At 71.2% G+C, this 21,842-nt stretch carries 21 protein-coding genes and 1 CRISPR repeat array; of the genes, 13 read left to right on the forward strand and 8 right to left on the reverse strand.

Annotated features, from left to right (window positions below; translation table 11 throughout):
- Positions 1 to 213 precede the first annotated feature (213 nt).
- The 9 genes from ACIBJE_RS15855 to cas2e are packed head-to-tail and all read left to right on the forward strand — an operon-like array spanning position 214 to position 11,430.
- Positions 214 to 2,313: a UvrD-helicase domain-containing protein gene (locus ACIBJE_RS15855; RefSeq protein ID WP_396748628.1), complete on the forward strand. Its 2,100-nt coding sequence runs from the start codon at positions 214 to 216 to the stop codon at positions 2,311 to 2,313.
- On the forward strand, positions 2,310 to 5,234 hold the full coding sequence (locus ACIBJE_RS15860) for a CRISPR-associated endonuclease Cas3'' (protein WP_396748630.1): 2,925 nt from the start codon (positions 2,310 to 2,312) through the stop codon (positions 5,232 to 5,234). Before ACIBJE_RS15855 ends, ACIBJE_RS15860 begins: the two co-directional genes overlap by 4 nt.
- A 22-nt stretch (positions 5,235 to 5,256) precedes the next feature.
- The gene (casA, locus tag ACIBJE_RS15865; RefSeq protein WP_396748632.1) at positions 5,257 to 6,882 is read left to right on the forward strand and encodes a type I-E CRISPR-associated protein Cse1/CasA; all 1,626 of its coding nucleotides are present in this window, start codon (positions 5,257 to 5,259) and stop codon (positions 6,880 to 6,882) included.
- Positions 6,879 to 7,562 carry a type I-E CRISPR-associated protein Cse2/CasB gene (gene casB, locus ACIBJE_RS15870; protein ID WP_396748634.1) on the forward strand — a complete coding sequence of 228 codons (684 nt, stop codon included), beginning with the start codon at positions 6,879 to 6,881 and terminating at the stop codon, positions 7,560 to 7,562. The genes casA and casB overlap by 4 nt, the downstream gene beginning before the upstream one ends.
- A 2-nt stretch (positions 7,563 to 7,564) precedes the next feature.
- Positions 7,565 to 8,689: a type I-E CRISPR-associated protein Cas7/Cse4/CasC gene (gene cas7e, locus ACIBJE_RS15875; RefSeq protein ID WP_396748636.1), complete on the forward strand. Its 1,125-nt coding sequence runs from the start codon at positions 7,565 to 7,567 to the stop codon at positions 8,687 to 8,689.
- A complete protein-coding gene (gene cas5e, locus ACIBJE_RS15880) occupies positions 8,686 to 9,387 on the forward strand; it encodes a type I-E CRISPR-associated protein Cas5/CasD (protein WP_396748638.1) in 702 nt (233 codons plus the stop codon). Before cas7e ends, cas5e begins: the two co-directional genes overlap by 4 nt.
- Positions 9,388 to 9,389: 2 nt before the next feature.
- Positions 9,390 to 10,064 carry a type I-E CRISPR-associated protein Cas6/Cse3/CasE gene (gene cas6e / locus ACIBJE_RS15885; RefSeq protein WP_396748640.1) on the forward strand — a complete coding sequence of 225 codons (675 nt, stop codon included), beginning with the start codon at positions 9,390 to 9,392 and terminating at the stop codon, positions 10,062 to 10,064.
- Positions 10,061 to 11,029 carry a type I-E CRISPR-associated endonuclease Cas1e gene (cas1e, locus tag ACIBJE_RS15890; protein WP_396748642.1) on the forward strand — a complete coding sequence of 323 codons (969 nt, stop codon included), beginning with the start codon at positions 10,061 to 10,063 and terminating at the stop codon, positions 11,027 to 11,029. The genes cas6e and cas1e overlap by 4 nt, the downstream gene beginning before the upstream one ends.
- The gene (gene cas2e / locus ACIBJE_RS15895; protein ID WP_396748644.1) at positions 11,029 to 11,430 is read left to right on the forward strand and encodes a type I-E CRISPR-associated endoribonuclease Cas2e; all 402 of its coding nucleotides are present in this window, start codon (positions 11,029 to 11,031) and stop codon (positions 11,428 to 11,430) included. The genes cas1e and cas2e overlap by 1 nt, the downstream gene beginning before the upstream one ends.
- Before the next feature lie 25 nt (positions 11,431 to 11,455).
- Positions 11,456 to 12,769: a CRISPR direct-repeat array (repeat unit 28 nt; unit sequence CTGCTCCCCGCGCACGCGGGGGTGATCC).
- Positions 12,770 to 12,867: 98 nt separating this feature from the next.
- On the opposite strand, the gene ACIBJE_RS15900 is transcribed toward cas2e, so the two are convergent.
- Complete coding sequence (locus ACIBJE_RS15900; protein WP_396748646.1) at positions 12,868 to 13,398, reverse strand: hypothetical protein; 531 nt, start codon at positions 13,396 to 13,398, stop codon at positions 12,868 to 12,870.
- 2,010 nt (positions 13,399 to 15,408) lie between these two features.
- On the reverse strand, positions 15,409 to 15,816 hold the full coding sequence (locus tag ACIBJE_RS15905) for a GntR family transcriptional regulator (RefSeq protein WP_396748648.1): 408 nt from the start codon (positions 15,814 to 15,816) through the stop codon (positions 15,409 to 15,411).
- A gap of 287 nt (positions 15,817 to 16,103) precedes the next feature.
- Between ACIBJE_RS15905 and ACIBJE_RS15910 the strand changes: the two genes are divergently transcribed.
- Together ACIBJE_RS15910 and ACIBJE_RS15915 are read left to right on the forward strand one after the other, a co-directional pair.
- Positions 16,104 to 16,463, forward strand: a complete 360-nt coding sequence (locus ACIBJE_RS15910; protein WP_396748650.1) for a DivIVA domain-containing protein — start codon at positions 16,104 to 16,106, stop codon at positions 16,461 to 16,463.
- A complete protein-coding gene (locus ACIBJE_RS15915) occupies positions 16,460 to 16,720 on the forward strand; it encodes a hypothetical protein (RefSeq protein WP_396748652.1) in 261 nt (86 codons plus the stop codon). Before ACIBJE_RS15910 ends, ACIBJE_RS15915 begins: the two co-directional genes overlap by 4 nt.
- Before the next feature lie 154 nt (positions 16,721 to 16,874).
- Here ACIBJE_RS15915 and ACIBJE_RS15920 read toward each other — a convergent pair whose 3' ends face one another.
- From ACIBJE_RS15920 to ACIBJE_RS15940, 5 genes are all read right to left on the reverse strand, one after another.
- Complete coding sequence (locus ACIBJE_RS15920) at positions 16,875 to 17,594, reverse strand: vancomycin high temperature exclusion protein (RefSeq protein WP_396748654.1); 720 nt, start codon at positions 17,592 to 17,594, stop codon at positions 16,875 to 16,877.
- A 46-nt stretch (positions 17,595 to 17,640) separates the two neighbouring features.
- On the reverse strand, positions 17,641 to 18,003 hold the full coding sequence (locus tag ACIBJE_RS15925) for a PH domain-containing protein (protein ID WP_285789149.1): 363 nt from the start codon (positions 18,001 to 18,003) through the stop codon (positions 17,641 to 17,643).
- A gap of 41 nt (positions 18,004 to 18,044) precedes the next feature.
- The gene (locus ACIBJE_RS15930; protein ID WP_396748656.1) at positions 18,045 to 18,341 is read right to left on the reverse strand and encodes a hypothetical protein; all 297 of its coding nucleotides are present in this window, start codon (positions 18,339 to 18,341) and stop codon (positions 18,045 to 18,047) included.
- Between the two features lie 115 nt (positions 18,342 to 18,456).
- Positions 18,457 to 18,837: a hypothetical protein gene (locus tag ACIBJE_RS15935; RefSeq protein ID WP_396748658.1), complete on the reverse strand. Its 381-nt coding sequence runs from the start codon at positions 18,835 to 18,837 to the stop codon at positions 18,457 to 18,459.
- Positions 18,838 to 18,971: 134 nt separating this feature from the next.
- A complete protein-coding gene (locus ACIBJE_RS15940) occupies positions 18,972 to 20,147 on the reverse strand; it encodes a serine hydrolase domain-containing protein (protein WP_396748660.1) in 1,176 nt (391 codons plus the stop codon).
- A 109-nt stretch (positions 20,148 to 20,256) separates the two neighbouring features.
- On the opposite strand from ACIBJE_RS15940, the gene ACIBJE_RS15945 reads away from it, so the two are divergent.
- Complete coding sequence (locus ACIBJE_RS15945) at positions 20,257 to 20,733, forward strand: hypothetical protein (protein WP_396748662.1); 477 nt, start codon at positions 20,257 to 20,259, stop codon at positions 20,731 to 20,733.
- Between the two features lie 28 nt (positions 20,734 to 20,761).
- Here the strand turns inward: ACIBJE_RS15945 and ACIBJE_RS15950 are convergent, their stop codons facing one another.
- Complete coding sequence (locus ACIBJE_RS15950) at positions 20,762 to 21,070, reverse strand: pterin dehydratase (RefSeq protein ID WP_396748664.1); 309 nt, start codon at positions 21,068 to 21,070, stop codon at positions 20,762 to 20,764.
- A gap of 236 nt (positions 21,071 to 21,306) precedes the next feature.
- Between ACIBJE_RS15950 and ACIBJE_RS15955 the strand changes: the two genes are divergently transcribed.
- Positions 21,307 to 21,693, forward strand: coding sequence for a (deoxy)nucleoside triphosphate pyrophosphohydrolase (locus ACIBJE_RS15955; protein WP_396748706.1), 387 nt, complete (start codon positions 21,307 to 21,309; stop codon positions 21,691 to 21,693).
- Positions 21,694 to 21,842: the final 149 nt, after the last annotated feature.

Consider the following 21,842-nt stretch of genomic DNA (forward strand, 5'->3'; position numbering starts at 1 on the left):
CCGCTCGGCATGGTGGATGCAGTGAATCGTGTCCACCAAGATTAACTTGCAAGCAGTGTTCACAAGTGCTCTAATGTGGAGCGGTGCGGGCAGGTCAGCTCCGTTCGCGCCGAACTCCCAGCTGCGTGCTCGACACGATCGACCGTGTCCGGCACACGACAGCTTTGACCTCCGCGTTCTGGCGACGTCCAGGCGCCGCCGACAGGGGATGGTATGGCTGAGTTGGCCATCGGTCGGGGATTCCTTCCCGCCTACGCCAGGCTGCAGCGCCGGGTGCAGCGTGCCGTGGACGCCGCCATCAGCAAGTTCGCCGAGCACACCCACGCGGGTCTGCACCTGGAGAAGCTGAGCGGAGCACGGGATCCGCACATCCGCACCATCCGCATCGACCAGTTCTACCGCGGCGTCGTGCTCTCGCTCGGTGAGGAGAAGTACGCGCTGCTCGACGTCCTGCCGCACGACGACGCCATCGCCTTCGCCGTGAGCCGTCGGTTCACCGTCAACCAGACCCTCGGCGTGCTCGAGATGCGCGACCAGGCCGGCATCGAGGAGTTCGCCCGCACCGAATCAGCCAGCATGCACGGCGGACTGTTCGACGACGTCTCGGCCGCCGACTTCGCCCGGCTCGGAGTGGACGAGGACCTGCTGCCACTGCTGCGCGTCATCACCACCGACCAGCAGTTGGAGAGCCTCGCCGGGCGCCTGCCGGAGACCCAGCTCGAGATCCTGCGCGACCTGGCCAGTGGGATGACGGTGGAGGAGGTCTGGGCGGAGCTGGCCGACCGGATCGTGTCGGGCGTGGACACCGCCGACCTGGTGACCGCGGCACGCCGTACGCCCGAGCGGATCGCCTTCGTGTCCGGCCCGGTGGAACTCGTCGCCATCCTCGCCCACCCGTTCGACGTGTGGCGTACCTTCCTGCACCCGACGCAGCGCGACGTCGCCTACCGCGAGACCTACAGCGGTCCGGCACTGGTGACCGGCAGCGCCGGCACCGGGAAGACCGTGACCGGCCTGCACCGGGCGGTGTTCCTCGCCGAGCGGCTGCCCGACGGCGAGAAGCTCCTGCTGACCACGTTCACCCGCGCGCTCGCCGACGCCCTCGCCAAGCAGTTGTACCGGCTCACCTCCGATCCGGCGGTGCGAGACCGCATCGACGTCATCAGCGTGGACAAGCTGGCCCACGACGTCGTCACCCGGCACAGCGGAAAGGTCACGATCGCCGACAGCGAACTCCTCGACCACCTGTGGGAAGCCGCCGCCAAGGCCGGGCCCACCTTCCTGAACCGCGCCGGCCAGGTCACCGGCGTCAGTCCCGCCTTCCTCCGGCACGAGTGGGAGCAGGTGGTCCTGGCACGGCAACTGACCACCCTCGACGCGTACCGCGACGCACCCCGCAAGGGCCGGGGCGCGGGCCTGCGCACGACCCAGCGCGACGGAGTGTGGGCCGCCATCGACAGCGTGGTGCGGGAGCTGGCGAAGCGACGTCTGCGCACCCACACCCAGCTCGCCGACGAGGCAGCCGTGATCCTCCGTCGCTCGTCGACCCGATACCGGCACGTCGTCGTGGACGAGGGGCAGGACCTGCATCCGGCACAGTGGCGGCTGCTGCGTGCGCTCGTCGCGCCCGGACCGAACGACATGTTCCTGCTCGCCGATCCGTACCAGCGCATCTACGACAGCCACGTTTCCCTGGCCCAGCTCGGCATCGAGGTCCGTGGCCGGACCCGACGGCTCACCGTCAACTACCGGACCACCCACGAGATCCTGGACCTGTCGGTAAGGGTCCTCGGCGGCGACGCGACCGTCGGCCTGGACGGGCAGGACGACACCTTGCGTGGCTACCGCTCGATCACGCGCGGCGGAGCACCGGACCTCGTCGCGCACCCCAGCCGCGACGAGGAGTGCGAAGCACTCATCGAACGGGTCGGGACCTGGCTGGACCAGGGGGTGGAGCCGCACGCCATCGGCGTTGCCGCCCGTACCGGACAACTCGTCAGAACGGTCAGCAGGATCCTGGCGGACGCGCACATTCCCGTCGCCGACGACAAACGAGGCGTGGACGGGGTGCGCGTGGCGACCATGCACCGCATGAAGGGGCTCGAGTTCCAGTGCCTCGCGGTGGTCGGGTTGGACGCGGGCGTCCTGCCTGCCCCGAACGCGCTCACCTCGGCGACCGAGGACCCGCACGCCCACCGGCAGGACCTGCAACGGGAGCGTTGTCTCCTGTTCGTCGCCCTGACCCGCGCCCGTGACGTGCTCTACCTGTCCCACATCGGTACGCCCAGCCCGCTCCTGCCGGCGGCTCGATGAGTGCCCGCACCGCCGGAGGCGGTCCGAAGCTGGGCGACGCGGCCCGCTCCGTCTGGGGAAAGACTGACCGTCGGGGCACCTCACCGGTGGGTTGGCTCCCGTTGTGGCGACACCTGGCGGACACCGCCGACGTGGCGGGGCAACTCTGGGACCACTGGCTGGGTCGGACGGTCCGCCGACGGATCGCCGACGAGCTTCCCGGCGGTGACCCGGACGGCCGTACCCTCGCGGTCTGGATCGCCGGTGTGCACGACATCGGCAAGGCCACCCCGGCCTTCGCCTGCCAGGCGTACGCGCTGGCGGAACGGATGCGTGACCACGGGCTCGGCTTCCACCGGGACCTGATCCGCGCCGACCGCAGGTACGCCCCCCACGCCACGGCCGGGCAACTCGTGCTGGCGGACTGGTTGCAGCAGCAGGACTGGACCGACCCCCACCCGTACGCGGTCGTCGTCGGCGGACACCACGGTGTTCCGCCGACCGACGCCGGCCTCCGGGACGTGCAGGTGCGTCCGCACCTGCTCGGCGACCAGGCCTGGCGGCAGGTGCAACAGGAGCTGCTGGACTGGATGGCCGAGCGGTCCGGCGCGGGCGAACGCCTTACCACCTGGGGCGACGTGCCGCTGTCGCAGCCGGTGCAGGCCGCGCTCACCGGCCTCGTCATCGTCGCCGACTGGATCGCCAGCAACGAGGAGTTCTTCCCCTACGTCCTCGACGGCACGGACGGGGAGCGACTGCGGTCCGGTTGGGACGTGTTGGACCTGCCCGTCCCGTGGCAACCCGCCGCACCGCCACCGGGCGTGGACGAGCTGTTCGAGGCGCGGTTCGCCCTGCCCGCCGGCGCGGTGCCCCGCCCGGTACAGCGCACCGTCGCCGAACTGGCCGACACCATGCCCGTGCCCGGCATGATGATCGTCGAGGCGGCGATGGGCGAGGGGAAGACCGAGGCCGCGCTGGCCGCGGTGGAGATCCTGGCCCGCCGCACCGGCGCGTCGGGCTGCTACCTGGCGTTGCCCACCCGGGCCACCAGCGACGCCATGTTCGGCCGGATGCTGTCCTGGCTGAGCCGGCTGCCCGACACCCAGGTCGGCCGGGGCGCCCGCGACGTGCGGCTGGCCCACGGCAAGGCGGCCCTCAACCCCGAGTACGACCGGCTGCGGAGGACACTGCTGCCGAGCGGCATCGCCGAGGACGCCGGCGGCACCGACATCGGCGTGCACATCTGGCTCGCCGGACCCAAACGGACCCTCCTGTCCAGCTTCGTCGTGGGAACCGTCGACCAGTTGCTCTTCGCGGCGCTGCGCGGCAAGCACCTCGTGCTGCGTCACCTCGGGCTGGCCGGGAAGATCGTCGTGATCGACGAGGCGCACGCCTACGACGTGTACATGGGTCGGTTCCTCGACCGGGCGCTGGAGTGGCTCGGCGCGTACGGCGTTCCGGTCGTCGTCCTCTCGGCGACCCTGCCGGCTCACCGGCGAGCCGCGCTCATGGAAGCGTACGACGCGGGCCGACTCGGACCGCTGCCCAAGCCCACCTGGCGCGACCGGGGTAAACCACGGGTTGACCCGTACGCGCCGCTGCGCACCGACCTGCGTTACCCCCTGGTCACCGTCTCCACCGCCGGACGGGGCGGCACCGCCAGCACCTGCGCCGACTCCGGACGGGGTGTCGAGGTCGCGGTCCGGCCGCTGGCCGACGACATGCCGGCGTTGATCGGGCTGCTGCGCGACCAGTCGACCGACGGAGGTTGCGTGCTCGTGGTCCGCAACACCGTGGCCCGAGTCCAGGAGACCGCAGCCGCACTGCGCGCGGCCCTCGGGCCGGACGTCCCGGTGTCGGTGGCGCACTCCCGGTTCATGGCCCTCGACCGCGCCGACAAGGACCGCTGGCTGCGCGACACGTTCGGCCCGCCCGGCACCGGCAGCCGACCGTTCCGGCACGTGGTGGTGGCCAGCCAGGTCGCCGAGCAGTCCCTCGACATCGACTTCGACCTGCTCGTCACCGACCTCGCCCCGGTCGACCTCGTGCTGCAACGCATCGGCCGGCTGCACCGGCATCTCCGCGACGACCGTCCCGCCCGGCTCGCGACGCCGACGTGTTGGATCACCGGCGTCGACTGGACGACCGAACCGCCGCAGCCGGTCGCCGGTTCCCGCCGCGTCTACCAACCGGCCACCCTGCTCCGCAGTGCCGCAGTGCTCCTGCCGTACCTGGACGGGATGCCGCTGCGGGTGCCGTCGGACATCGCCCCGATCACCCAGGCGGCCTACGGCGACGCGCCGGTGGGCCCGGTGTCCTGGCAGCCCACGATGACCGAGGCGGAGGCGAGACAGCGGGACGCGTTCGACGCCAAGGAACTCAAGGCCGACGGGTTCCGCCTGGCCGCCGTCGGGGAGCCCGGGGTGCCCCTGATCGGCTGGCTCTCCGGAGGCGTCGGCGACGCGGACGACCGTACGGCACGAGGTCACGTCCGCGACGCCGACGGCGAGTCACTGGAGGTCCTGTTACTGGTACGCACCTCCGCCGGCCTGGTCGTCCCCCCATGGGTCCCCGGGGGTGGAGAGGTCGTCCCACTCGACGCGACGCCGGGATGGCGCCTGGCCCGTTCCGTGGCCCGGTGCACCCTGCCCCTGCCACGCGCGATGACCTCCGCCGATGCCATCGACGACGTGATCGCCGAGTTGGAGAGTCGGTTCGACCTCAGCGCCTGGCAGGGCAGCCCCTGGCTCGCTGGTGAACTCGTCCTGGAGATCGACGGCGACGGTGACGGGCAGGTGGGCCCCTTCGAGCTGCACTACGACCTTCGAGACGGTCTCTGTGTCGTCCGAGCGGAACAGGAAGCCCCGCCTACACGGGGAGCGTCGCTGCGAACCAGCGCGCCTACGAATACAGACGGTGGGGATGACTTTGGCAAACCTTGATCGAACGTCCGGGTTCTCGCTGGTGGACGAGGCGTGGATCCCGGTGCTGGACACCGCCGGTCAGTGCCGCGAGATGTCGCTGCTCGGCCTCTTCGAGCAGGCCGCAGACCTGCGGATGATCGCCTGCGAGCTGCCCACGCAGACCTTCGGGATCCTCCGGCTCGCCCTGGCGATCCTGCACCGCGCCACCGACGGTCCACCCGGCGAAGCAGCCTGGCGGGCGCTGTGGCGGGACCGCGAGCTGCCGATCGCCGAGATCGCCGACTATCTCGACACCTTCCGCGACCGGTTCGACCTGCTCCACCCGAAGCACCCGTTCTACCAGGTCGCCGACCTGCGGGCGGCCAAGGACAGCACGTACGGGCTGGAGCGCCTCATCGCCGACGTGCCGAACGGCATGCCCTTCCTGACCACCCGGGCCGGACCGGGCATGGAGTCGATCACGCCGGCCGAAGCCGCCCGCTGGCTGGTGCACTGCCAGGCGTTCGACCCGTCCGGCATCAAGACGGGTGCGGTCGGCGATCCGCAGGCCAGGAACGGCAAGGGCTACCCGATCGGGCCCAGCTCGCTCGGCTCGTTGGGCGGCGTCCACCTGGAAGGCGCGAACCTGCGGGAGACGTTGCTGCTCAACCTGGTGCCGGTCGCGCCCGGCTGGCAGGTGGCCGACGAGCGTGACCTGCCCGTCTGGGAACGTGAGCCGCAGACCGCCGCCGAGGAGAGCAACGCCACCCGGGGGCCGTACGGCCTGCTCGGTCTCTACACCTGGCAGTCCCGGCGGATCCGGCTCTTCGGCGGTGCCGGCCGCATCACCGGCGCCATGATCTCGAATGGCGACCGGATCGACTGGCAGGACCGACACCTGCTGGAACCGATGAGCGTCTGGGGCCGCAGCGGACCACGCGAGCGCGAGCAGAAGCGGACCCCAATCTACCTGCCCCGTCCGCACGATCCCAACCGCGCTCTCTGGCGTGGCCTGCAATCCCTGCTGCCGGCGCCGCCACCGCCCAGCGCCGAACCGCCGCAGCGGCTGCCGCCGATGGTGGTCCAGTGGCTGGCCCGGCTGACCGTCACTGGTGTCGTCGGATCGGACTTCCGGGCCCGTACCCGGGCCACGAGCGTCACCTACGGCACCCAACAGGCGGTCGTGGACGAGGTGTTCAGCGACGCGCTGACCATGAACGTGCTGCTGCTGGTCGAAGACTCCGCCCTGCATACCACGGCCGTCGACGCCGCCGCCGACGCGGAGGCCGCCGTGACGGTGCTGCGTCGGCTCGCCGTCAACCTGGCCCGCGCCGCAGGCAGCCGGGACACCGACAGCGGGGAGGCCGACCGGGCGGCCGAACGCGCGTACGCCCTGCTGGACCGCGCGTTCCGCGACTGGCTGGCCCGCCTCGGACCGGACAGCGACCCGGCGGCCGAACGCGGAGCCTGGCAGCGTCTGCTCCGCCGGGCGATCGAGCGGCTCGGCGGCGCACTGGTCGAGGACGCCGGCCCGAACGCCTGGACCGGCCGCACGCTCACCGACCAGAACGGCCGGGAGGTGCACTACTCCAGCTCGCAGGCCGAGACGTGGTTCCGCGTCGGCCTGGCCAAGGCGCTGCCGATGGCAACCGGATCTTCGCACCAGAGGCAGGAGGACGCAGCATGACCGTGGTGGACACCGTCCAGGCGGACGGCCCGGCACGAAAGCAGTGGAGACGGCGTCGTGGTGACCTGGGCGAGCACGTCGCCCGGACGATCGGCAGCCTCCAGGCACGGGCGTTGAGAACCGTTCCGCAGCCCGAGGCCGTCAGCGCGTTGGCCCGGCTGCGGCGTGGCATCGGCCGCGCCCCGGGCTTCGACTACACCCTGGAGCGGTACCTCCAGGTGCCGGATCACCTGCTGGGCCGGCGACCGGCCGACGACACCGAGGCCACCGACGCCGAGTACGCCGTGCACGACGCGGTGACCCTCTACGCGCTGCACCAGCAGTCGCGCCGGGAGCGGATGCACGCCGACGGACGTGGGCTCGGCCAGGCCCTGGCTGACCTCGTCCACCGGTCGCGTGCTCCGGAGGGGGTGCGCCGCCGATTCGCCGCGCTCGGCACCGGCAGCACCTACCAGGAGAGCACCTACCACCTGCGCAGCCTGATCACGATGCTGCGTGAGCACCAGATCTCCCTCGACTACGGCCTGCTCGCCGACGACCTGCGAACCCTCCGCCAGCCGACCGGTCGTGCCAAGGTCCAGGCCGTCTGGGGCCGCGAGTTCTTCCGTAGCCGGCCCAGCGCCGACGTCGACACCCCCGACACCGACTCTCCCGACACCGACTCCCCGGAGGAGAACTGATCATGAGCCGCACCGTCATCGACGTCCACGCGCTGCACACCGTGCCGCCGAGCAACCTCAACCGCGACGACACCGGCTCGCCGAAGACCGCCGTCTACGGCGGCGTACGCCGGGCGCGGGTGTCCAGCCAGGCGTGGAAGCGGGCGATCCGGCTGGCGTTCGCCGGCCTGCTGGACCGTTCCCAGCTCGGCGAGCGCACCAAGCGGGTGGGCGAGTCCCTCGCGGCGCGGATCAGGGAACTCGACCCGAGCCTGTCCGACGAGGCGGCCTCCACCCTGGCCGCTGACGCCTTCGTGGCCGGCGGTCTCGCCAAGCCCAGCAAGAAGAAGGCGGAGGCGAAGGACGTCGAGTCCGACTACCTGCTGTTCCTGAGCCACCGGCAGGTGGACAACCTGGCCGTCGCCGCCCTGGAAGCCTTCCGCAGCGGAACCCCCCTGAACAAGGCCCGGTTCAAGGAACTGGTCAACTCCGAGCACTCGGTCGACATCGCGATGTTCGGGCGGATGGTCGCCGACATGGCGGACATCAACGTCGACGCCGCCTGCCAGGTGTCCCACGCCATCAGCGTCCACGCCGTCGACAACGAGTTCGACTACTTCACCGCCGTCGACGACCGCAAGGCCGACGCCGCCGAGACCGGTGCCGGCATGATCGGAACCATCGAGTTCAACTCGTCCACGCTGTACCGGTACGCCACCGTCGACGTGGACGCGCTGCACCGCACCCTCGGCGACGCGACCGCCACCCGGGCCGCCGTCGAGGCCTTCCTGACCGCGTTCGCCCGCAGCATGCCGACCGGCAAGCAGAACACCTTCGCCCACCGGACGCTGCCCGACGCCGTCCTGGTGCGGATGCGGGATACCCAGCCGATCAACCTGGTCGGGGCCTTCGAGACGCCCGTCCACGAGACGCACGCCACCGGACGGATCGAACAGGCCGCGGAAGCCCTGGCGAAGTACACCGTGGCGGTCGAGAACGCCTACGGGGAACGGCCGCTCGCCAGCTGGGTCACCCACGTCGACGGAAAGACCGCGGTGCTGGCCGACCTCGGCAAGGCGGTCGGCTTCAGCGAGCTGGTCACCGCGGTGGGGGAGCAGGTCGCCACGGCGCTCGGACAGCCGGCATGAGTGTGCTGCTGCTCAGGCTGGCCGGTCCACTCCAGTCGTGGGGTTCGTCCAGCCGCTTCGCCCGCCGGGGCACCGAGATCGCACCGACCAAGAGCGGCGTCATCGGTCTGCTCGCCGCCGCCAGGGGCATGCGACGCACCGAGCCGCTCACCGACCTGCTCGGCCTGGAGTTCGGAGTACGGCTGGACCAGCCGGGGCAGATCCTGCGGGACTTCCAGACCGCCCGCAGTCTCGACGGTCGGCACAGCGCACCGCTGACCTACCGCTTCTACCTCTCCGACGCGGTCTTCCTCGCCGCCGTCAGCGGTGAACAGGAGCTGTTGCACGGGCTGGCGGCGGCGCTGGACCGGCCGCAGTTCCCCCTCTACCTCGGCCGGCGGTCGTGCCCACCGGTCGGACCGGTCAGCCTGGGCGTGCACGAGGAGACCCTGGACGAGGTGCTGACCACCTGGCCGTGGCTGGCCGCCGACTGGCACCGCCGCAAGGCGGCCCGCACCGTCCGGCTGGAGATCATCCGGGACGCCCGGCCGGGCGAGCCGATCACCGAAACGCTGCCCGACGAGCCGATCTGCTTCGACCCGGCGCATCGGCAACACACCTGGCGGTCCGTGCTGCGGCGGCACGTCGACGTCACCAACGACCTCGCGGAGCGGGCCGCCGTCGCCGAACACGACCCGCTGAGTCTGCTGGGAGGCTGAGCATGTTCCTCACCCGGTTCCAGATCAACCCGGCCCGGCGGAACGCGCGGAAGCTGCTCTCCTCGCCGCAGACCATGCACGCCGCCGTCCGCGCGGCCTTCGCCGCCGCCGAGGACTACGCGACCGCCGACACGCGTACGCTGTGGCGTCTCGACACCGTGGGCACCGCGACCGTCTACCTGTACGTCGTCAGCCCTGGCCGACCCGACCTCACCCACCTCGTCGAGCAGGCCGGGTGGCCCACCACCGAATCCTGGGTGAGCCGGGACTACGACGGGTTGCTCGGCTCGCTGCGGCCCGGCGAGCGCTGGGCGTTCCGGCTGACCGCCAACCCCGCCCACAGCGGGCGGAAGACCGCCGACGCCAAGGAGACGCAGCGCTTCGGCCGCCTGCGGGAACACGAGCAGGTCGAATGGCTCACCAGTCGCGCCGCTCGCCACGGCTTCGCCCTGGCGACCCAGCAGGACGGTCGGCCCAACGTGCGGCTGCACGGTCGCCAGACGCAGACCTTCCGGCGCGGTATGGGCAACGTCACCCTCACCATGGCGACGTACGACGGCATCCTCCAGGTCACCGACGCGGACGCCCTCCGCCGGGCCATGACCGGCGGCATCGGGCACGGCAAGGCGTACGGCTGCGGTCTGCTGACCCTCGCCCCCGCGCAGGCCGTCGCGTGAAGGTCCCCGGTGTTCCCCCGGCCGAACTGGCGGAACTCAACCGGGCACAGGACCGGCTCAGCTTTGTCTACCTCGAACGCTGCGTCATCCACCGGGACAGCAACGCGATCACCGCCACCGACGAGAAGGGTGTGGTCCACATTCCGGGGGCCACCCTCGGCGTCCTCATGCTCGGTCCCGGCACCAGCATCACCCAGCAGGCGATGATGCTGCTCGCCGACAACGGCGCCACGGCGGTGTGGGTGGGGGAGCAGGGCGTCCGCTACTACGCGCACGGCCGTTCCCTCGCCCGGTCGAGCCGGCTGATCGTCGCCCAGGCCGCCGCCGTGTCGCACCGTGACCGACGACTCGACGTGGCGCGCGCGATGTACCGGATGCGCTTCCCCGACGAGGGCACCCACAACCTGACCATGCAGCAGTTACGCGGCAAGGAAGGCGCGCGGGTCCGCCGCTGCTACCGGGAGCACGCCGCACGCACCGGCATCGTCTGGACCAACCGGGACTACAACCCGGACGACTTCGGCAGCGGCGACCCGGTCAACCAGGCACTGTCCGCAGCGCACGCCTGCCTGTACGGCATCGTGCACGCCGTCATCGTCGCCATCGGCGCCTCACCGGCGCTCGGGTTCGTGCACACCGGGCACGAGCGATCCTTCGTGTACGACATCGCCGACCTCTACAAGGCCGAGATCACCATTCCGGTCGCCTTCGACATCGCCGCCAGCGGCTCGACCGACCTCGGCGCGGACACCCGCCGCGCCGTCCGGGACCGGGTGACCGACGGCGCGCTGCTGGACCGTTGCGTCCGGGACATCCGGAACCTGTTGCTCCGACCCGCCTGCTCCGGCCCGATCGACGACGAGTGGACTGACGGGGAGGCGACCGACAGCACCGTCCGCCTCTGGGACGCCGACGGACCGGACCTGGTCGCCGGGCGGAACTACGGCAGCGAGGTGGACTTCTGATGACGGTCATCATCCTCACGGCATGTCCCGAGGGACTTCGCGGACACCTGACGCAGTGGCTGCTGGAGATCTCCGCAGGGGTGTACGTCGGACACGTCAACAGCCGGATCCGGCACCGACTCTGGGCCAAGGTGATCGAGATGGCCGGTCCGGGCCGGGCGTTGCTCGTCCACCAGGATTCCGGTGAACAACGACTCTCGTTCACCGTGCACGACCACCACTGGCAGCCAGTGGACCTCGACGGTGTCACGCTGATCCGTCGACCCACCGAGCGCAAGCTCTACAACCCGGCTCTGCCGCGAGGCTGGAGCAACGCGTCCAAGCGACGCCGGTTCGGCCGAAAGGCAGCCGGCCCGGCAGCGGCCGCTCGAAAGCAAAGTGAACAAAAGCCCGACAGTTGATCTTCAGCGCCGCAGGTCAGGAAGCCTGCTCCCCGCGCACGCGGGGGTGATCCCAGGTGGCATTCCTCGGCGCGGCCGGCAAGTTCCTGCTCCCCGCGCACGCGGGGGTGATCCATCGGTGGGCCGGACGACCGGCAACCCGGAGTCCTGCTCCCCGCGCACGCGGGGGTGATCCGTAGCAGGGCGATCGGCGATCACCTGAAGAAGGCTGCTCCCCGCGCACGCGGGGGTGATCCCCCGAACAGCCCGTCAACGGGCTCGTGCAGGTCCTGCTCCCCGCGCACGCGGGGGTGATCCGCGCGACCAGGCCGAGCACCGGGCCGAGCGCTACTGCTCCCCGCGCACGCGGGGGTGATCCCCCGGCGCATCGTCCTGGCCGTCGGGCTGGGGACTGCTCCCCGCGCACGCGGGGGTGATCCCGCTGTGCATGCCCATCACAGGTCACCCCGCTTCTGCTCCCCGCGCACGCGGGGGTGATCCGAGCGCCGCCCAGGGCGGCCAGGACACGCTCATCTGCTCCCCGCGCACGCGGGGGTGATCCCTTTCTGTTCGGCGGTCAGCCCGGCAGCGGGAACTGCTCCCCGCGCACGCGGGGGTGATCCCCGAGGGCACCCGCTACCGCAAGCTCACCGCCGCTGCTCCCCGCGCACGCGGGGGTGATCCCTCGCCACCGAAGGACTGATCGAGAAGCGACACCTGCTCCCCGCGCACGCGGGGGTGATCCCTGCGCCCACCCCGCTTTCCACTACGCCTACATCTGCTCCCCGCGCACGCGGGGGTGATCCGGTGGGCTTGCTCATGGTCGGGGTTCCTCTCCCCTGCTCCCCGCGCACGCGGGGGTGATCCCATCAACGGCACCCCCGCCCCGGCAGCGATCACCTGCTCCCCGCGCACGCGGGGGTGATCCCACCCGGCTCTTGGCCGCCGCGTTCCTGTCGCTCTGCTCCCCGCGCACGCGGGGGTGATCCCGACGCCATCGAGATCACGTACAGCGTGAGCGTCTGCTCCCCGCGCACGCGGGGGTGATCCGGAGCGGCACGGGAGCACCCAGCGCTGCGGGTCCTGCTCCCCGCGCACGCGGGGGTGATCCCTCGCCGTGCTCGGTCATCACCACCCGCACCTGCTGCTCCCCGCGCACCCGGGGGCGATCCCGACCACATCACGGTGAACGTCGACCACTCACCACTGCTCCCCGCGCACGCGGGGGTGATCCCGTGACGGGCCTGGTGACCGAGCAGGTCCGGCGCCTGCTCCCCGCGCACGCGGGGGTGGCCCACCGACCCGGTCGGGCCGGACAACCGACGTCGGCCTGCTCTCCCCGCGCAGACGGGGTAACCCTGATCAAAGAATCGCCAAGGTCCGGGACCTCAGCCTGCTTAACGGTTTCGGCGTGCCCGAAGCGTTAAACGTGTCGCTCTCGTACCGTCCTCGTGCCAGTTAGTGCTGGTCGGGCTGACTCCGCAGCGCCTCAGTTGGTGCCGACGAGTGCAGGTCCTGCACCAACTGAGGGGTGCGCCACTGGCCCACGGTGGTGAACCACCGACCCAGGGGGTAGGCGAGGCGGACGAGAAAGTAGTTGAGGTATTCGACCGCCCCGAAGAGCCACACCGCCACCACCAGCAGGGCGGTGCCGAGGCGCTCGGGCCACCACACCAGGATCCCGGCCAGACCGACAGCTAGGAGAACGGGGTTGGTGGTCCGGAACACCCGGTAGACAACAGCGACGGTGGCCGGCATCGGTGCCCGCCCGACCCAGGAGCGGGCTGCCAGCCAGTAGACCCCTGCCTGCACCAGGATGGCGAGCAGCGGAACCAGTGCCGACAACAGAGCCAAGGATTCGTCAGGTCCGGCGAGGCGGGGCATCACGAGGGCGATGGCGACCACGATGAACGAGATTGCGGCGGCAAGCTCTCCCGTTCCGAGCTTCAGGTACTTGCCCCGCAACTCCTGACGCCGTTCGGTCGACATCCCGTCACCTTACCCAGAGCCAACCGCAGGGCCTTGTCGACGGCGTGGCCCAGGCTCTCTTTGCGTAGCGACCAGGTCTGGGGCGGCGGTCTGAGGAGGGTGGGTCAGGGGCGGATCAGTTCGATCTGGTCGCCGGGCAAGAACCTTGACGTCGCCGTCAGGGCTCCGCCGGATTCCCAATGCCAGTACGCCTTCATTCAGGTCCATTTCGCGTCGCTCACGGGCCGGCGGCATCCGAGCGGAAGTTCTACAATCCTGCTCTGCCTCGGGCTGGAGCAACGCGTCCAAGCGGCGCTGGTTCGGCCGGAAGGCAGCCGGACCGGCTAAGCCAGCAGAAGCTGCTTCGAAAGCAAAGTGAACAAAAAATCGAGAGTTGATCTTCAGCGTCGCAGTTCAGAAAGCCTGCTTCCCGCGCACGCGGGGGTGATCCATCAAGGCCGGCACGCTGACCTTGGAGCCGTTCGCTGCTTCCCGCGCACGCGGGGGTGATCCGACGGCCGGTCGGGCGTCGAGGCTGGCCGCGTACTGCTTCCCGCGCACGCGGGGGTGATCCCCCCATCATGACTGCCCCTGATGACAACCGTTCTGCTTCCCGCGCACGCGGGGGTGATCCCTCCGCCTCCCGGGCGGAGGAGGAGACCCGCGACTGCTTCCCGCGCACGCGGGGGTGATCCCCAGACCAGCCGCCCGTACACGAACACGGAGTGCTGCTTCCCGCGCACGCGGGGGTGATCCCGCCGCGCTGCGTGCCGCGCAGGGCGGCACCCGCTGCTTCCCGCGCACGCGGGGGTGATCCGCCGCCCGGGAGAAGCTGCGCCGGTTCGCCGCCCTGCTTCCCGCGCACGCGGGGGTGATCCCCCGAAGGCATCGGTGTGCAGACCCGACGTGTGCTGCTTCCCGCGCACGCGGGGGTGATCCGACATCCACGGCGTGCCGGCGTCGTGCATCTGCCTGCTTCCCGCGCACGCGGGGGTGATCCCTGCCCACCCTCGGCACGGATGTGCTCGGCGAGCTGCTTCCCGCGCACGCGGGGGTGATCCGCTGCGCACGGTCAACAACGGGATCGTCCTGGTCTGCTTCCCGCGCACGCGGGGGTGATCCCGAGAAGACCGTCAAGGACACCGAGGCCACCGCCTGCTTCCCGCGCACGCGGGGGTGATCCACCATGCCGCCCTGGATGCGCTGGTACTTCGTCTGCTTCCCGCGCATGCGGGGGTGATCCCTCCTGCACGATGCTGGCGGTTCGCGCGGGGGTCTGCTTCCCGCGCACGCGGGGGTGATCCTGGCGAAACCGGGGGCCTACATCGACTGCCACTCTGCTCCCCGCGCACGCGGGGGTGATCCCCACTACGAGCGTGCGATCCCGACGAAGGACCTCTGCTCCCCGCGCACGCGGGGGTGATCCCGCGCCGTCGGCCTCGCCACGGCTGACCAGGTCCTGCTCCCCGCGCACGCGGGGGGTGATCCCGGGGTGCTGGCCGACTTGTTGAGCAGCGGCCCTGCTCCCCGCGCACGCGGGGTGATCCCAGGAGATCGGCCCGTGCCCGATGTGCTGGCGCCTGCTCCTCGCGCACGCGGGGGTGATCCCACGACCAGGTCGGAGACGACGACGTTCCGGTCCTGCTCCCCGCCCACGCGGGGGTGATCCCGTCAGGCCGGGCAGACCTTCGAGTCCCCCTCGCTGCTCCCCGCGCACGCCGGGGTGATTCCGTCAGCCACGGGTCGCGCGGGTTGGTTGCCCACTGCTTCCCGCGCACGCGGGGGCGATCCCGACCGCGACGAGATCCAGCGGCTCCGCATCCACTGCTCCCCGCGCACGTGGGGGTGATCCGGGGCTACGTTGGAGGCTGCGCGGCATGTCGGCCTGTTCCGGGCGTATGCGGGGGTGCCCCGCACCTTCCCGCGTTGTTCGGTCGCCCCCGCCGCCTTGCCGTGGCTATCCGCAGGATCTCGTCGGCGGCTGGATCCCTCTGGGTAGCGACCAAGTGCGGGGCGTGGTCTGCGGGCGGGTCAGGGACGGACCAATTCGGTCTGGTCGCCGGGCAGCACCTTGACGTCGCCCTCCGGGCTCCGGATCTCGATCACGGGTACGCCCTCATCCAGGTCCATCTCGCGGCGCTCCCGGCTGGACGGCATCCGGACAGTTGCTGCGCTGCCCGGGGCCAGTTCGACCTTTGCGCGCTCGGGCTGTTCACGGATCCACGATCCGTGGCCCTTGCTGGTGCTGACGACTCCCTCGGAGCGCAGCAGAGCGATGGCCATGCGGACGGCGTCCCGGCCGATGCCGTACTCCTGGCCGAGGTGGCTTTCGCTGGGCAGGGGCGACCCGGGAGGCAGCTCGCCGGCCTCGATCCGCGCTCGTACCAGCTCGGCGAGCTGCACGTAGACCGGCGTGTGTGAGCGGGGATTGATGGTCATGGCACACAGCCTTATCGCCTCGTGCCCCACACCGAATGTGGCCTTATGGCTATCGGCCTACTTGCGGCCATGTGGCAACAAGTTTACGCTCGGGGTACTGGCACTCAGGCGGCAATGGCAAAGCGACCAGTCGCCGCCTGCACAGCGTCATGTCGAAGGCAGCCCTGGTGTCGTACTGCTGATGGGAGCTGCGGCGGCAGGGCGGGGTGGTCCGCCCGTGCGCGGCGGGCGGGTGGGCCGCCCCTTCCACACCTCGTGACGGAGAGCGACAGAAAGGCGGAGCGGGCATGCGGTTCTTCTCCCGACTGGCCGGCGACGAACGGCGGCCGAACGGCGGCAGCCACCGGCCGGGCGGCGGGGACCGGGGAGCGGCACGTCCGGCGGAGCCGGGTGTCTACCGGTCCCGGTCGTACGCGCCGCTGCGGTCCTGGCAGGTGCGGCGGCGACGGTTCCGCAGCGTCGGGCTGTTCCGGCGTGGGCTGGACCCGGCGGACGTGCGCGAGTTCCTCGACCGGGTCGCCGACGACCTGGCCGGACTGTACGACGAACTGAACCAGAGCCGCGAGGAGACCAGCCGGATCAAGGAGGCGCTGCGGCGCTGGCAGTCGGAGTACGCGCCCCGGGTCAACGAGCGGGCGTACCGGTGACGCGCGGCCGGGAGCGGTTCGTGATCCACCTGCCGGTGGTGGCCGGCGACCTGACCGGCGCGGTGCGTCTGGCCCGGGTGGTGGCCCGGTGGGCGAGCATTCTGCCCTGCACCGACCCAGGCGAGGCCACCGTGTCGTACGAGGACGAGCAGGGCGTGCACCACCGGGTCTTCTGCGACACCCGGCTGCCCGGCGGGCAGCGCTGCCTGCTCCGGGCCGGCCACGACGGCCTCTGCACGCGCCGGCTGCTCCGGTAAGCCCGGCCGGCGGCGCTGCCCCGTCTGTGCGGGCAGCTCTAAAGGACGCACTGCGCCTTCCTGTCGCCCCGCGGGCTGTCGGCCTGCACCCTCCTGTTTCGCCTGCGGCGGCCGACCGGTGGGCCGGCCGTCCCGACAAACCGGCGGTCGGTCCTCAGCCGGCGAGCAGGGCGTCGTCAACGCCGGTCTCGCGGCGGCCGAGGTGGGCCGGGTCGCGGCCGGAGAGGACGTCCAGCGCGGCCTTCACGGCGGCACCGTGCTCGCGGCTGGAGCTGATCCGCCAGGTCCGCTCGTACGCGCGGGCGGTCTCGTCACCGACCCCGTTGGCGTCGACACCGAGCCGTCGACACACCGTCACCGCACGCGGCAGGTGGAAGGACTGGGTCACCAGGGTCGCCCGGTCCACGCCGAAGATCCGCTTGGCGCGGGCGCACGAGTCGTAGGTGTCCAGGCCGGCGTAGTCGCGCACCACCTTGTGGGCTGGCACGCCGCGCTCGACCAGCCAGCGTCGCATCGCGGTCGGCTCGTCGTACTCGGGGCGGATGTTGTCGCCGGAGACCAGGATCGCGCCGACCTTGCCGGAGGCGTAGAGCTGCCGGGCGATCTCCAGACGGGCGGCGAGGAACGGCGACGGCTCGCCGTCCGGCTGGACCTTGGTGCCGAGCACCAGGGCGACCGGCGCCTCCGGCACGGTCGCCGCGGTGAAGAGATGCCCGTCCGCGCCCCGCCGGATCCAGTTGACGCTGGCCACCGTGCCGGCGGTCAGCAGCACCGCGCCGACGACCCCCAGGCCGACGGCAAGGCGCAGCCAGCGCGGTACGGCCCGGACCGCCGTGCGCCATGTCCCGATCATCATCGCCAGCCGTCGCCGCATGTGATCCAGTATTCCAGCGGGCGGCGAGACCTGATCTTGCTCGGGGTCAGGAGATGTAGTGCAGGATCACGTTGTGCACGTGGTGGGCCTTGTCCGAGCCACGGAACTCGACCTCGTACGTGTGCGTGCCGACGTGGATCGCGATCGCCCCGGTGGAGAAGAACTGCCCACCCCACGACTTGTTGCTGACCACGCTGACGCTGGTGATCTTCGAGTACGGGATGCTGGTGATCGCGAACTTCTTGCCGATGAAGGACTGGTCCTGGATGATCACGCGCCGGTCGGTGAGGCCGATGAAGCCGGTGCCGGTGCCGATGGCGTCGTAGACGGCGATGATCTGCTCGCCCTGGAGCAGGCCGCTGGAGATCTGGTTGTACTGCTCTTTCCGGTCGTACGTCGCGTTCGCCATGATTCCCACGGTAGGTGGGGTATGCCAGCCTGCCCCGCCGCTCAGGCGTCGGTTGGCGAGGGCGAGGCCGCTTGGGCGCGGCGACGACGCCACAGGCCGATGCCGAAGCTCGCGGCCAACAGGACCGCGATCGCGCCCTTCCAGGCGCGCTCGAACGCCGGCCGGTTCTCGCCGAGCGCGGCGTCGCCGGCCAGGAGCAGCCACTGCACGACCAGCAGCCAGAAGTACGGGCGGGACATGTCGTGGAGGATGGAGAACCTGCCCCGGACGGCTGCCACCAGGGCGAAAGCGGCCAACACCACGAACAGCAGTGGTACGACGACGTGCAGCACACGCATCCGACGAGTATGGACGCCGGCGCTCGTCGAGGTGCCGGAGGGCGGGCAAGGGCCCCGCCGGTCGACCACGGGGGAGGTGTGGTCGACCGACGGGGCCCCTTCGCCGCCGGGGGGGTCAGCGGCTGGTACGCGGGTCGTTGTCCCGGGTGTGGCTGCCGGCCTTGGCCAGCCCACGGCTGATCATGTAACCGATGGTCAGCAGGGTGATGTACCACCAGGCCTTGTCGGCGGCGAAGATGTCGCCGGCGCTGCCGCCGGAGTCACCCACCGCCGCCGAGGCGATCAGCACGCCGACGACCGAGAGCACGTAGACGGCCAGCTCGGTGGTCTTCCACGACGGCTTGGTCTCGTCGCCGCGGTGGACGTGCCGCACGTCGCGGTCCAGGTGACCGGGCTGGCCGAGGTGGTGGCCGGAGTGCCCGTCGTGGTCGACATGGTGCCCGTTGCGGTCGATGCGGTCGGTCATGCGGTTCGTGACGCCAGCAGGGGTGGTCATGATCAGCTCCTGGTGTTCTTTTTAGTGCCTTATTGGCTTTTGCTCTCTTTAAGCGCCTTGTCCGGCCCGTGCTGCTTTAGGTACCCGTGGGTTGTTCGAGACAAACACTTGTCGCTCGGCAATCTCTCCGACCGCTAGGCCGATCGGCGGGACACGACCGTCCGGACTGCCTCGATCAGGCTGCTCGTGCGGGGATCCGGGTCCATCGAGACGCGGAGGCCGTTCATCACGTACCCGAAGGCCACGCCGCTGGCCGGATCGGCATAGCCGAGCGAGCCGCCATAGCCGGCAAAGCCGAAGGCGGTGGGCGACCACCAGGGCTGTTCCGGCAGCGGCAGGCCGAAGCCGAGCGCCGGCCGGGTCGGCACCATCAGGACCCGGTCGGTTCCGCTGGCCTGTTCGCGGGTGGCGGCGGCGAGGGTGGTCGCGTCGAGGATCCGGATGCCGTCGACCTCGCCGATCAGGCCCGCGTAGAAGCGGGCCAGCGACGAGGCGGTGCAGATGCCGTTGACCGCAGGGATCTCCGCCGCCCAGGTCCGTGGGTGGGTGAGGTCGAGCGGCGGGTCGGTCACCATCGTCGACCGGACCACCAACGACGTCGGATCGGTGTACGCGGCGAGCGCTTCCCGCAGCGCCTCCGGCAGCTCCTGGGTGGAGGTGGACGGGGCGACCGGCTGCTCGACGAGCCGGCTGACGCGGTGTGCCTCGGCGGCGGGCAGACCGATCCAGAAGTCGAGGCCGAGTGGTTCGGCGATCTCGTCGGCGAAGTACGTGCCGAGGCTACGGCCGGAGACGCGACGTACCACCTCGCCGACCAGCCAGCCGAAGGTGAGCCCGTGATAGCCGTGTGCCGTGCCCGGCTGCCAGGCGGGTGCTTGGGCGGCCAGCGCGGCGACGACCGGCTCCCAGGTCAGCGCCTCTGCCAGCGGAATCGGACGGTCGAGTACCGGCAACCCCGCCTGGTGGGACAGGAGCCAGCGGACCGGGATGTTGCCCTTGCCGGCCGCCGCGAACTCCGGCCAGTACTCGGCGACGGGCGCGTCCAGGTCGAGCTGCCCGCGCTGGGCCAGCAGGTGTGCGCAGGCGGCGGGCACGCTCTTGGTGGTCGAGTAGACCACCTGGAGGGTCTCCTCCCGCCAGGGGCGGCCGGTGTCCGGGTCGGCGATGCCGCCCCAGAGCCGAACCACCTCCCGACCGTGCCGGTAGATGCTGACGGCCGCGCCGATCTCGGACCGCGTTGCGAAGTTCGCCTGGAACGCCTCCCGGACCGGCTCGTAACCCTCGGCCACGGTGCCGCTGACCACGGACATGCGCTCTCCTCTCGCAGTGCCGGGCCTGGACGACAGCCAGCCCGAGCATTGTCGTCAGGGTATCCTGACATATCTCGTCAGGAAGTCCTGACGGACCTATGCTTGCGGGATGGCGGAGGACATGGTTCCAGGGCACGCGAACCTCATCGGGTTCCGGTTGCCGGACGGGACGCTGAGCACCGACGCCGACGCGCCGGCCAACCCCGTCGGCTACCGGGCCCGGTGCAGTTGCGGTTGGGTCGGCGCCAGCGACTATCCGGCCGCCGAAGAGGGGCGCTGGATGGCCACCTCCGAATGGGCCGGTCACATCGGGCCGATCCTGGCCGCCACTCCGCCCGGTTGGCTGCTGGGCCGCTCCGACATCCTCCGGGACAACGTCGCCGAACTGGCCACTACCTGGCCGTTGCAGGCGCTCGGCATCCTCGCCGAGGTGGAACGCTGGCAACGGCCGCTGATCGAACGCGCCGTGGTGGCGGCCCGGGAGGCCGGGCTCTCCTGGGCCGAGATCGGCAACGCGCTCGGCATCAGCCGACAGTCGGCGCACGAGCGGTTCCGCAACGTCACATCGACCAAGCCGCCCGCCTGACGGGCCTCCGGGGTTCTGGAGAGGGCGCTCAGGAACCGGTGACGGCGCGGTACGCGTCCTCGATCCGCGCGGCCAGCAGGACCTCGCCCTCGCTGAGCGGCTCGTCGTCGCCGTGCCCGACCCGGATCAGGGTGCGGTCGGCCGAGCGGCTGATCTCGGGACGCAGGTGCAGGGCGTCCGCGACGACCTTGACGCGTTCGGTCAGCGCCGCGTGCTGGGATTCGTCGATCAGGAGCGTGCGCCGGATCTGCTCCCCCTCACGGGTCCACCCGGAGAGCAGGGCGAGAGCGTCGCTGAGGTAGTCGCGCTTGGTTCGGCTGCGGAACAGCGCGCGCATTACCGCACCTCCCAGGCGTCGTTGCCGGCTCGTGGCCAAATCGTCGCCGTCCTGTGTCCCGTTGGTTTTCCTAGTCTGTCGTCAGGCAGGGGGTGTGTCCACGCCCACATTTCCCTCTCTTGCTGGCCTAGCGGTTGCCGACGGTACCCAAACCGCCGATTGATCTGGCACGCTGGTCAGCCGTGCGGACCGAACGGATTAGTGGTGACAGGCAGGCCGGACGCCGGGACGTGAAGGTGGTCGTCGGCGCGGCCATCGTCGCCGACGGGCGGGTGCTGGCCTGTGCACGGTCCGCCCCGCCGGAGGTTGCCGGCCGCTGGGAGTTCCCCGGCGGCAAGGTCGAGCCCGGAGAGAGCGAGACCGCCGCCCTGGTCCGCGAGTGCGCCGAGGAACTCGCCGTACGCGTCGAGGTCGGCGACCGGGTCGGGCAGGACGTCGGGATGGCACACGGCCGTTCCGTGCTCAGGGTGTACGCGGCCCGGCTCCTCGGCGACGACCAGCCCCGGGCACTGGAGCACGCCGAGATGCGGTGGCTCTCGGCCGACGAGCTCGACACGGTCGACTGGCTTCCTGCGGACGTCCCCATCGTGGCCGCTCTCCGCCCCCTCCTCGCCCACCTCTGACCACCGCCGGTAGAAGCGAAACGGGGGTGGGGGGGGGGGGGGGGGGGCGCCCCCCCCCCCCGGGGGGGGGGGGGGGGGGGGGGGGGGGGGGGTGGTGGTGGGGGGGGGGGGGGGGGGGTGGGTGGGGGGGGGGGGGGGGGGGGCCGGGG

Origin of the sequence: Micromonospora sp. NPDC050187 (assembly GCF_044459745.1) — a bacterium.
Classification (GTDB): domain Bacteria; phylum Actinomycetota; class Actinomycetes; order Mycobacteriales; family Micromonosporaceae; genus Micromonospora.